At 65.7% G+C, this 11,859-nt stretch carries 9 protein-coding genes; 5 read left to right on the forward strand and 4 right to left on the reverse strand.

Annotation, left to right across the window (positions count from 1 at the left end):
* Positions 1 to 23: 23 nt before the first annotated feature.
* Positions 24 to 452, reverse strand: a complete 429-nt coding sequence (locus GYB81_RS13520; RefSeq protein ID WP_161865743.1) for an RNA-binding S4 domain-containing protein — start codon at positions 450 to 452, stop codon at positions 24 to 26.
* 114 nt (positions 453 to 566) lie between these two features.
* Between GYB81_RS13520 and rimB the strand changes: the two genes are divergently transcribed.
* Genes rimB through GYB81_RS13535 form a run of 3 tightly spaced genes read left to right on the forward strand, consistent with a single transcriptional unit; the run spans position 567 to position 2,832 of the window.
* Entirely contained in the window at positions 567 to 1,037 is a 471-nt protein-coding gene (gene rimB / locus GYB81_RS13525) for a retropepsin-like aspartic endopeptidase RimB (protein WP_461818195.1), read from the forward strand.
* Entirely contained in the window at positions 1,034 to 1,939 is a 906-nt protein-coding gene (gene rimK / locus GYB81_RS13530) for a 30S ribosomal protein S6--L-glutamate ligase (protein WP_161865742.1), read from the forward strand. Before rimB ends, rimK begins: the two co-directional genes overlap by 4 nt.
* On the forward strand, positions 1,936 to 2,832 hold the full coding sequence (locus GYB81_RS13535; protein ID WP_161865741.1) for a S66 peptidase family protein: 897 nt from the start codon (positions 1,936 to 1,938) through the stop codon (positions 2,830 to 2,832). Before rimK ends, GYB81_RS13535 begins: the two co-directional genes overlap by 4 nt.
* 6 nt (positions 2,833 to 2,838) lie before the next feature.
* On the opposite strand, the gene GYB81_RS13540 is transcribed toward GYB81_RS13535, so the two are convergent.
* From GYB81_RS13540 to ompR, 3 genes are all read right to left on the reverse strand, one after another.
* Positions 2,839 to 6,603 carry a bifunctional diguanylate cyclase/phosphodiesterase gene (locus tag GYB81_RS13540; protein ID WP_161865740.1) on the reverse strand — a complete coding sequence of 1,255 codons (3,765 nt, stop codon included), beginning with the start codon at positions 6,601 to 6,603 and terminating at the stop codon, positions 2,839 to 2,841.
* Between the two features lie 96 nt (positions 6,604 to 6,699).
* Positions 6,700 to 8,016: an ATP-binding protein gene (locus tag GYB81_RS13545; protein ID WP_161865739.1), complete on the reverse strand. Its 1,317-nt coding sequence runs from the start codon at positions 8,014 to 8,016 to the stop codon at positions 6,700 to 6,702.
* Between the two features lie 76 nt (positions 8,017 to 8,092).
* A complete protein-coding gene (gene ompR / locus GYB81_RS13550) occupies positions 8,093 to 8,830 on the reverse strand; it encodes an osmolarity response regulator transcription factor OmpR (RefSeq protein WP_161865738.1) in 738 nt (245 codons plus the stop codon).
* 202 nt (positions 8,831 to 9,032) lie between these two features.
* Between ompR and GYB81_RS13555 the strand changes: the two genes are divergently transcribed.
* Positions 9,033 to 11,360, forward strand: a complete 2,328-nt coding sequence (locus tag GYB81_RS13555) for a Tex family protein (protein WP_161865737.1) — start codon at positions 9,033 to 9,035, stop codon at positions 11,358 to 11,360.
* Positions 11,357 to 11,743: a PaaI family thioesterase gene (locus GYB81_RS13560; RefSeq protein WP_161865736.1), complete on the forward strand. Its 387-nt coding sequence runs from the start codon at positions 11,357 to 11,359 to the stop codon at positions 11,741 to 11,743. Before GYB81_RS13555 ends, GYB81_RS13560 begins: the two co-directional genes overlap by 4 nt.
* Positions 11,744 to 11,859: the final 116 nt, after the last annotated feature.

Below are 11,859 nucleotides of genomic sequence, written 5' to 3' on the forward strand. Positions count from 1 at the left end.
AGCTCGCTCCTACAGGCTTGCGCCTAATCCTCATCCGCCCAGGGGTGGCGCAGGCCGCCGCCCTGCTGTTCGTTGAACTGATGGATCTGCCGCCGCTGCTTCTTGCTCGGCCGGCCATCGGTCTGTACGCCAAGGGCCCCGGCCTTGCGCATGGCCGCGGCCTGTTCGCGGCGGGCGATGCTCTCTTCGGTCTCGCGATACAGCAGTTGCGCTTCCGGCGCGCCACGACGGACGCCGGACAGCGCCAGCACGACCACGGTGCGCTCGTCGAAACCGGTGCGCAGCACGTATTCATCGCCGACCTTCGGCTCCTTGCTCGGCTTGCAGCGGTCGCCGCGGTGATGCACCTTGCCACCTTCTATAGCCGCCTTGGCCAGGGCCCGGGTCTTGTAGAAACGCGCCGCCCACAGCCATTTGTCCAGGCGCACCTTATCGTCGTCTTTTTCGCTCATCTCACACTCTGAAAGGGGTTTGGCATTCGCACGCGCGGCGGATGCAGTTGTCACACGACACAACTAGAATGCGCGGAATCATAGGCGTTGTACGCCGCAGGGGACACTCTCACCTTGAAGACTTTCGACCAGCTCAGCGTGATCGGCCTGCGTGAGTGGATCAATCTGCCCGAGCTCGGCATCATCGGCTTGCGCGCCAAGATCGACACTGGCGCCAGCACCTCGAGCCTGCACGCCAGCGATATTCAACCGTTCCGGCGTGACGGCGAGGACTGGGTGCGCTTCACCGCCTACCTCGGTACTCAGGTACAGCGTCGTCATCGCTGCGAGGCGCCGCTGGTGTCGGTCAAACGCATCAAGAGCTCCAACGGCCAGGCGCAGAGCCGCTACGTGATCCGCACCCATCTGGCCCTCGGTGATCTGCTGTGGCCGGTGGAATTCACCCTGGCCTGCCGCAAGACCATGCGCTATCGCGTACTGCTCGGTTCCAAGGCGCTGATCACCGGCCAACTGGTGGTCAACCCGGCACTCAGTTATGTGCAGGACAAACCCTCCCTTTCCTCGTCCCTTCCAGGTGCCCAATGAAGATCGCCGTGCTGTCGCGCAACCCGCGCCTGTATTCCACCCGTCGACTGGTGGAGGCCGGGCAGCAGCGCGGCCATGAGATGGTGGTGATCGACACCCTGCGGGCCTACATGAACATCGCCAGCCACAAGCCGCAGATCCATTACCGCGGCCAGCCGCTGGAAGGTTTCGATGCGGTGATCCCGCGCATTGGCGCCTCGGTGACCTTCTATGGCTGCGCGGTGTTGCGCCAGTTCGAGATGATGGGCGTCTACCCGCTCAATGAGTCGGTGGCCATCAGCCGTTCGCGTGACAAATTGCGCGCCCTGCAGCTGCTGTCGCGCAAGGGTATCGGCCTGCCGGTGACCGGTTTCGCCCACTCGCCGGACGACATTCCCGACCTGATCCAGATGGTCGGCGGCGCGCCACTGGTGATCAAGGTGCTGGAAGGCACCCAGGGCATGGGCGTGGTGCTGGCCGAAACGCACAAGGCCGCCGAGTCGGTGATCGAAGCCTTCCTCGGCCTCAAACAGGACATCATGGTGCAGGAATACATCCAGGAAGCCGGCGGCGCCGACATTCGCTGCTTCGTGGTCGGCGACAAGGTAATCGCCGCGATGAAACGCCAGGCCAAGGCCGGCGAGTTCCGCTCCAACCTGCACCGCGGCGGCAGTGCCAGCCTGATCAAGATCACCCCGGAAGAACGCATGACCGCGGTGCGTGCGGCCAAGGTCATGGGCCTGAATGTCGCCGGGGTGGACATCCTGCGCTCCAACCACGGCCCGCTGGTGATGGAGGTCAATTCCTCGCCGGGCCTGGAAGGCATCGAGACCACCACCGCCAAGGACGTGGCCGGAATGATCATCCAGTACCTGGAAAAGAACGCCGAACCCGGCCAGACCCGCACCAAGGGCCGCGGATGAGCGCTGTGTTCGATGGCCGTGTGGCGCTGATCGCACCGGCCTCAGCCATTGCCGAAGATGTGCTTGAGGCGACCCTGGCCCAGCTCGATGTGCTGGGCGTGGATTATCACTTGGGCAAACATGTACGCGCGCGCCATCGCTACCTGGCCGGCACGCAGGAGCAGCGTCTGGAAGACCTGCATCAAGCCTTCAGCCTGCCCGACATCGACGCCGTCTGGTGCCTGCGTGGCGGCCACGGCTGCGCACAGTTGGTGAGCGATATCGACTGGGCCTTGTTGCAACGGGCGCGCCCGCGCCCGCTGATCGGGTTCTCCGACCTGTCGATTCTGCTCAGCGCTTTCGCGCAGCGGGGCCTGCCGGCCATTCATGGCCCGGTGGCCACCGCACTCGGCCATCAGGTGCTCTCGGCGCCAAGCGGCCACCGCGAGCGGCTGGCCTCGATGCAGGCACTATGGAATTTGCTCAAGGGCCAGCATCGTCAATTGCCGCTGCGGCATATCAGCGGCCCGCAACATGCCATTGACGGCACCCTGCAGGGCGGCAACCTCACAGCCCTGGCCAGCGTCTGCGGTACCGACGCGGAACTGCACCTGGCAGAGGATTCGATCCTGATCCTGGAGGACGTCGGCGAGACGTATTACCGACTGGAACGCAGCCTCTGGCAACTGCTGCACAGCTTTGCCGGAAGAAGACCACGGGCGGTGTGCCTGGGCGGTTTCACCGATTGCCCGCGGCGCGGCGTGCACCACAGTCTGGAGCAGATATTCAGCGAATATCTGGCGCCTCTGGGCATCCCTCTCTATGGCGAGTTGCCCAGCGGCCATGGCGACAGCAATTTCCCCTGGCCCTGCGGACAGAAGGCGCGTCTGGGCGGCAGCAGCCTGAGCTGGTAAAGCGTTTCAGCGCTGGCGCGCCTGCATCCAGGCGAGAAACTCCGCCTCCGTCATCGGTCGGCCGAATAGATAGCCCTGGCCCAGGGCGCAACCCTGCTCGCGCAGGAACGCCAACTGACTGTCCTGCTCGATGCCTTCGGCCACGCATTCGAGATCCAGGTTGCGCGCGATCATCAGAATGGTCTGCACCAGCATGCGCCCGCTCGCCGCGCCGTCCAGATCGGCGACGAAACTGCGGTCGATCTTTAGCCGGTCCAGCGGCAGGCGCTTGAGGTAGGTGAGCGACGAATAGCCGGTGCCGAAGTCATCGATGGCGAAGCGCACGCCCTGCGCCTTGAGCCGTTGCATATTGCCGATACAACGCTCGACGTCCTCGACCAACACGCCCTCGGTAATCTCCAGCTCCAGAGACTGCGCCGGCACTCCGTGATCCCGCAGGCACTGCTCGACGCGTTCGACGCAGCCTGCCTGACGCAATTCGCGCGGGCTGAGGTTGACCGCCAGCACCAGCTGCGGCCACTGCGCCTGCCAGCGCGCCAGGGCCGCACAGGCCTGTTCCAGCACCCACTGGCCGATGTCCTGGATCAGCCCGGTTTCCTCCGCCAGCGGGATGAACTGGTCCGGGCCGACCTCGCCGCGCTCGGGATGCATCCAGCGCAACAGCACCTCTGCGCCAGCCACGCTGTCATCGGCCAGCATCAGCTGCGGCTGGAACACCAGTTGCAGCTGCTGGCGGGCGATGGCCTGGCGCAGCTCGCCCTGCAGCTGCAGGCGCTGGTCGATGGCCGCCTGCATCTCCGGGGCAAAGAAATGCAAGGCGTTGCGCCCGGCGTGCTTGGCCCGGTACATGGCGGTGTCGGCCTGCTTGAGAATGTCCGCGGCCTGCTGCAGGCCCATCGGGTGCAGAGCGATACCGATGCTGGCACTGATCGCCAGCTCATGGCCATCGACCAGGCAACTACCCTGCAGCCCGCGCAACAGTTTTTCCCCCACTGCCGCGGCATGCTCGGCAACGGCCTGCGGCTCGTGACCCAGGGCTTCGAGCAGCACCACGAACTCATCGCCGCCGAGACGCGCCAGGGTGTCCTCGGTACGCAGTTCGCGCGCCAGGCGCGTGGTCACTTCCACCAGCAGCGCATCGCCGATGAGATGGCCGAGGCTGTCGTTGACCGTCTTGAAGTGATCCAGATCGATGAACAGCAGTGCGCCCAGGCTGCCCTCGCGATTCTCCCGGTCCATGGCGTGCTGCAGACGGTCGAGCAGCAGACGGCGATTGGGCAGGCCGGTGAGCTCGTCGCTGTATGCCAGGCGTTCGATCTCACGCTGGTAACGCTGGCGCTCGGAAATATCGGTGACGCTGGCGCGAATCAGCAGCGCCTCGCCGGGCATACGCACCAGGCGCACCTCGCACGGGAGCTGACGCCCGGCACTGTCACGGTGCGTCCACTCGAACACCGGCGCTTCGCCGGCCACGGCCTGACGCATGAATTTCTTGCCGGCACGCGAAGACAAGCGGCCATCGGCCTGGCGTAGCGGGCTGATGCTCTGGATCGACCGACCGAGCAGCTCTTCGCGGCGATAGCGGAACAGCCGCAGCGCGTTCTCGTTGCACTCGACGATGCCCCCGTCCGGGCTGAACAGCAAAATCGCCTCGGGCGCATGCTCGACCAGGGTGCGATAGCGCGCCTCGGCTTCGTGCCGCGCGCTGATGTCCTCGACCAGCAGCAGGAATACGGTCTGCCGGCCACTGCCACCACGTACCGCACGCAGGCTGACACGGGTGTACACGACCCGGCCATCGGCGCGCAGGAAGCGCTTGTCCATCTCGAAACCGTCGCTGTCGCCCAGCAGCACCTGCTCCACACTGGCCTGCTCGGTCGGCAGATCGTCCGGGTGCGACAGTTGCTGCCAGCTGCTGGCCAGCAATTCATCGCGACTACGGCCGAGAATGCTGCACAGCTTCGGATTTACCTCTTCCCAACCGAAGCTCTGGGTGGTCAGCGCCATGCCGATCAACGGCGCCTCGAAGAACAGACGCAGGCGTTCGTCGCGCTCGCGCAGCTGCGACTCGGCGCGCTTGCGCTCGCTGATGTCCTGCACCACGCCATAGATGCGCACCAGGCTGCCGTCTTCATCGCGTTCGGCCATGCCGCGCAGGCGCACCAGCCGGCCGCCCAGGCGCGACGCCAGACGGACCTCGATATCCAGATCATCCATCCCGCTCGAGGCTGCCTGCAGCGTCTGCATGATCAGCGCCTGGCTCGGTGTGTCACAGTAGTCCAGCGACTGCTGCAGATCGGGCGGCCCCTGCTGGATGTCACGGTCGACGATACGGTAGCAACCATCGCTCCAGAACATGCTGTAGTCGCTGATTTCCAGCACCCAGCCACCCAGGTTGGCAATGTCCTCGGTCTGGCTGAACAGATGGCTTTGGCGCAGCAGCTGCGAACGTTGCAGTTCGACCTTGGCCGCCAGCTCGACGCGCTCGGTGACATCGTGCTGCAGACCGACGAAATGGCTGATGCCCTGTTCGTCGCGCATGGGCGCCAGCACCACCTCGTTCCAGAATGGCCGGCCGTCCTTGCGATAGTTGCGCACCACGGCATGGCCGCTGCGGCCGTCACGCAGGGCGGCACGCAGTGGCTGCGCTTCCAGCTGGGCAAGATCCTTGCCGAGCAGAAAACGACAGTTGCGCCCCAGCGCCTCTTCGGCGCGATAGCCGGTGATCTGGGTGAACGCCGCATTGCAGTAGACCAGTGGCAGATCGGCCTGACGCGCGTCGGCGATGGTCACCCCCAGCGGGCTGGCTTCCATCGCCAGGTTGGCGCGCGCCAGTTGCCGCTGCATCTGCGCGCTGCGTGCCAGCGCCTGGCGCAGGTCGCTGAGTGCACGCCCAACCACCAGCGCGGCGCCCATCAGCAACAGTGCGGTGAAGTGCAGTTGATTATGCTGCAGATCCAGCTCGGTAAAGCTCAGACTGCCGCGCCAAAGTGGCAGTGGCAGAGTGGCGGCGTACACCAGCAATACGCCATACAGCGCCCCCGCGAAGGCGTGCCGCAGTGCCAGCACCAACATGCTGAGCCCCAGCAGCGGCAAGGCAAGCTGCGCCGGCAGGCTGGCGCTGAGCAACAGCAACGCCAGAAACACCGCGCTCGCCAATGACCAGCCGCCGGGCGAACGGCTGATGGGCAGCGTCGCAATAGCCGTATCGCTTCGCTCACGCAGCCAGCCGCGTGCATGCAGCAGCGGGGTGCAGAACGCCAGCAAGGGCGCGGTCAGCGCCAGTAGATTGATGGTGTCGCTCAACCACACCGCCAGACTCGCCTGCGCCCACCGTTCACTGGTCTGAAAGCCGGTAAGCCAGAGGTTGCCCTGCAGACCGAGCGCTACCAGGGTCGCCGGCATCAACACGGCGAAGGCAAGAAATCTCAGTACATCGCTCAGACGCCCCAGGGCCGGATCGAACGAGTGGCGCCGCAACAGCCACCAGCCCAGCGCCACGGCGGCGGTTTCCGGCACGGCGTAGAGGGGCGCCCACTGCCAGGGCAGGCCCCAGAGCGGCACGCTGAACAGCGCATTGAGGTACAGCGCCGGCAACACGCGCGGCCCCCACCACAGGCAGAACGCCAGGCCGAGCACCATCGGCAGGTAGCACAGCGCCACCCCGTCGTTCAGGCGGGTCCCCAGGGAAATCCAGGTTGCCAGGTGGAAGATCGGCAGCGGTAGCCACCAGGTCCAGTTAGGCAAGCGGTCGGGTACGGCGGCGGGCATGCAGGCCTCGAAGTGATGCGCTGGCACAGCATAGCCCAGTGCCCGGGCGCCTGGCAGCAAATTGCCAGCACCTGGGTGTGGTGACTGGACGGCCGGTTAGACGGCGTCGCGCGGTAGCAACAACCCCAGCGGCAACCGTACGCGGGCTTCGAGCCCACCGCCGCTGCGATTGCGCAGCTCGACGCTGCCACCATGCAGCGCCGCGATGCGCTTGACGATGGCCAGGCCAAGGCCGGTACCGCGCCCGCCACGGGCCCGATCACCGCGGATAAAGGGGTTGAAGATGGTGTCCAGCTCGGCGGGATCGATGCCGTTGCCGCGGTCCAGCACGCTCAACACCACATAGGGCGCGCTTTGATCGCCGGCCAGACTGGCGACCACCTCGACGGCATCGCCACCGCCGTGGTTGAGCGCATTCTCCACCAGATTGGTGAGCAGGCGCTTGGTCGATACCCGGCGCAACGGGAAGGGTGGAATGGCTTCAAGGCACAGGCGCACGCGCTCGCCGCCCTGGTTGTAGGGCGCCAGGGTTTCGCGCACCAGCTCGGGAAAGTCGGCCTCTTCCACCGGCTCGTCGCGGCCGTCGCGGATGAAGGCGAGGAACTGATCGAGGATGGCGTCCATGTCCTCGATATCGCGCACCATGTCCTCGGTCAGTTCCGAATCGTTGTCCATGAACTCCAGCGCCAGACGCAGGCGCGTCAGCGGCGTGCGCAGGTCATGGGAGACACCGGCCAGCATCAGTTCCCGCTCGCGGCCGGCCTGCTCGACGTCCTCGGCCATCTGGTTGAAGGCGCGGTACACCTCGGTCATTTCACTCGGCGTATCGCTCACCGGCAGACGCACGCTGCGCCCCTGGCCGAGCTGGCGAGCGGCGAAGACCAGGCGCTTGAGCGGCGCATTGAGCTGACGCACGAAGATCCAGGCCGCGGCAGTGGATAACAGACCGATGCCGAGGAACCAGCCGAGCACGCTCCAGATACGCTGGCCACGCAGCGGATGCGGATACATCGGCACCCGCACCCAGCCATCGCCGAGACTCGGTGCATGCACCCAGAGCGCCGGCGGTGTGGTCGCGCGCACGCGGGTTTCGGTGTCCGGGCCGAGCTCGGTTTGCATCTGCCGCTGGAAAATTTCGCTGTAGGGCCAGTGCTGTTCGCTGGCCGGCACCTTGTCGCGCGGGATGCGCTTGAGCCCGGCGGCCTGGGCGATATGGTCGCGGTCATCGGGGTTGGCCGCCCAGTAGGCCCGCAAGGTAAGCGCCGCACCATGGCTGTACTGGCGGTCGACCAGCACGTCCTCGTTCATCATCAGGTACACCAGCGTCAGTGCCTTGGAGAACAGCACGACGACGAGCACCAGCCAGAGGGTGCGGGCGAAGAAGCTTTGCGGGAACCAGTAGGGGGCTTTCATCAGCGCAGAACCGTAGGAGCGAGCTCTGCTCGCGAAAACGTGGCTTCAATTCGCGAGCAGGGCTCGCTCCTACGCGTCACTTGTTGCCGTCAGGAACGAAGACGTAGCCGACGCCCCAGACGGTCTGGATATAACGCGGCTTGGACGGGTCCGGCTCGATCAGGCGACGCAGGCGGCTGATCTGCACATCAATGGAACGCTCCAGCGCATCCCACTCGCGGCCGCGGGCCAGGTTCATCAGCTTGTCGCGGGTCAGCGGCTCGCGCGCATGCTGCACCAAAGCCTTGAGCACGGCGAATTCGCCGGTGGTGAGCATGTGCACTTCTTCGCCTTTCTTCAGCTCGCGGGTGGCCAGTGACAGCTCGTAGTCACCGAAGCTCACGCTCTCGTCCTCGGTACCGGGTGCGCCCGGTACTACCGGTGCCTGGCGGCGCAACACGGCCTTGATGCGGGCCAGCAGCTCGCGCGGGTTGAAAGGCTTGGCCAGGTAATCGTCTGCGCCCAGTTCCAGGCCCTGGATACGGCTGGACTCATCGCCCTTGGCGGTGAGCATGATGATGGGGATCTGGTTGTTCGATTCGCGCAGACGGCGGCAGGCAGACAATCCGTCTTCGCCGGGCAGCATCAGGTCGAGCACCACCAGGTTGAACAGCTCGCGAGCCAGCAGGCGGTCCATCTGCTCGACATTCTCCACTGCGCGTACCCGGTAGCCCTGCTCATCGAAGAAGCGCTCGAGCAGGCGGCGCAGACGGGCGTCATCATCGACGATGAGAATTTTCTCGCCTTCGGCGGCAGGGGCAGCGGACTGGGTCATGGCGTCTCCTTGGACAGCCGTACTAAGGACGGCAAGTGGCGGCATTATCGCTCAGGCGCATGGATGGGCGCTTGAGCCATTGTTAGCAGATTTTTCCCCGAACGGTTCGCAGCTCTCGCGAATGCGGTGTTTATAATGCGCCGCTTTCGTATCTGGCCGGCATGTTTACGGCCGCCCTGTCGCTTCAGTGGGTAGTTTTTATATGGACAGCATCAACAATCGCATCGCCGATGAACTGGGCGTGCGCCCGCAACAGGTCGCCGCCGCCGTGGCCCTGCTCGACGAAGGCTCCACCGTGCCCTTCATCGCCCGTTACCGTAAAGAAGTGACCGGTAGCCTCGACGATACCCAACTGCGCCATCTGGAAGAACGCCTGCGCTACCTGCGCGAGCTGGACGAACGCCGCGTGGCGATCCTCGCCAGCATCGAGGAGCAGGGCAAGCTGACCCCAGAGCTCAAGCGCGAGATCGACCTGGCCGACACCAAGACACGCCTCGAAGACCTGTATTTGCCGTACAAGCAGAAGCGCCGCACCAAGGGCCAGATCGCCCTGGAAGCCGGCCTCGGCGAGCTGGCCGATGCGCTGTTCAACGACCCGAATCTCGCGCCCGAGCAGGAAGCCGAGCGCTTCATCGACGCCGAGAAGGGCTTTGCCGATGTGAAGGCGGTGCTCGAAGGCGCCAAGTACATCCTCATGGAGCGCTTCGCCGAAGACGCCGCACTGCTCGACAAGCTGCGCACCTTCCTCAAGGACAACGCCACTCTCAGCGCCCGCCTGGTGCCGGGCAAGGAAAACGAAGGCGCCAAGTTCAGCGACTACTTCGAGCATGACGAGCCGCTCAAGGGCGTGCCGTCGCACCGTGCACTGGCGATCTTCCGCGGGCGCAACGAAGGCATCCTCAGCGCCAGCCTCAAGGTAGGCGAAGAGCTGCCCGGCACCCTGCACCCCTGCGAGCTGATGATCGGCGAACGCTTCGGCCTGCAGAACCAAGGCCGCGCCGCCGACAAGTGGCTGGCCGAGGTGGTGCGCTGGACCTGGAAGGTCAAGCTGTACAACCACCTGGAAACCGATCTGCTCGGCGAGCTGCGCGAGAAGGCCGAGGACGAGGCGATCAGCGTGTTCGCCCGCAACCTGCACGACCTGCTGCTGGCCGCCCCGGCCGGCCCGCGCGCCACCCTGGCGCTGGACCCGGGCCTGCGCACCGGCTGCAAGGTGGCGGTGGTCGATGCCACCGGCAAGGTGCTGGAAACCGCCACCGTCTACCCACACGCCCCGCGCAACGATTGGGACGGCACCCTGGCGATCCTCGCCAAGCTGTGCGCCAAGCATGGCGTCGACCTGATTTCCATCGGCAACGGCACCGCCAGCCGCGAGACCGACAAGCTGGCCGCCGAGCTGATCAAGAAGGTGCCGGGCCTGAAACTCACCAAGGTGATGGTCTCCGAGGCCGGCGCCTCGGTGTACTCGGCCTCGGAACTGGCTGCGCGCGAATTCCCCGACCTGGACGTGTCCCTGCGCGGCGCCGTGAGCATCGCCCGCCGCCTGCAGGACCCGCTGGCCGAGCTGGTGAAGATCGACCCGAAATCCATCGGCGTCGGCCAGTACCAGCACGACGTGTCGCAGCTCAAGCTGGCGCGCAGCCTGGACGCCGTGGTCGAGGACTGCGTGAACGCCGTCGGCGTGGACGTGAACACTGCCTCCGCCGCCCTGCTGGCGCGCATCTCCGGGCTCAATGCGACCCTGGCGCAGAACATCGTGCAGTACCGCGACGCCAACGGCGCCTTCGCCTCGCGCGCCGAGCTGAAGAAGGTGCCGCGCCTGGGCGAGAAGACCTTCGAGCAGGCCGCCGGCTTCCTCCGTGTGATGAACGGCGACAACCCGCTGGATGCCTCGGCGGTGCACCCGGAAACCTACCCGCTGGTCGAGCGCATCGCCCAGGACACCGGCCGCGACATCCGCTCGCTGATCGGCGACTCGGGCTTCCTCAAGCGTCTGGATCCGGCCAAGTTCACCGACGAGCGCTTCGGCCTCGTCACCGTCGGCGACATCCTCAAGGAACTGGACAAGCCCGGCCGCGACCCGCGCCCGGAGTTCAAGACCGCCGAGTTCCAGGAAGGCGTGGAAACGCTGAACGACCTCAAGCTGGGCATGGTGCTCGAAGGCGTGGTGACCAACGTCACCAACTTCGGCGCCTTCGTCGACATCGGCGTGCACCAGGACGGCCTGGTGCACATCAGCGCGCTGTCGGAGAAGTTCATCAAGGACCCGCACGAAGCGGTCAAGGCCGGCGACGTGGTCAAGGTCAAGGTGATGGAGGTGGACATCCCGCGTAACCGCATCGCCCTGTCCATGCGCATGGGCGACACCCCCGGCGAGAAAGTCGAGGGCGCGCGCGGTGGGCAACGCGGCAACGGCAACCGCGGCGGCAATACGCCGCGCAGCGAGCGCTACTCCAGCCAGGACAAACCGGCTCCCGCCACCGGCGGCATGGCAGCCCTGTTCGCCAACGCCAAGCAGCTGAAGAAATGACTACGGAAGGCAAGGTCGGCGCCAGCAGCGCCTTTTCCCGCCTGCTCGGTCTGGAGATTCTCCAGGCCGGCGGCGGCGAGGCGCGCGTGCGCCTGACCCTCACCGACGAGCTGCGCAACCTGCACGGCAAGCTGCACGGCGGCGCGCTGTTCTCGCTGATCGACACCGCCATGGGCCAGGCCAGTCACAGCCTGGGCGATGGTGGTCCGAGCAGCGTGACGCTGGAGTGCAAGATCAACTACATCCGCCCCGTTTCCGAGGGCAGCGTGTTGTGCCACGCCAAGGTGCTGCACGCCGGGCGTCGTACCCAGGTGGTCGAAGCCGAGGTGCTGCAGGGCGACAAACTGGTCGCCAAGGCACAAGGCACCTTCGCCTGCATATAAGCGGCGACAAGCCGCAGGCCATAAGCTGCAAGGCATTACGCCTTTAGTTGTGGCCTGCAGCTTGAAGCTTACTGCTGCAGTCCTCATATTGTGGCGACTGCCCAGTTAGGAATTGC

The sequence above is a fragment of the Pseudomonas yangonensis genome, from assembly GCF_009932725.1.
GTDB lineage: Bacteria > Pseudomonadota > Gammaproteobacteria > Pseudomonadales > Pseudomonadaceae > Aquipseudomonas > Aquipseudomonas yangonensis.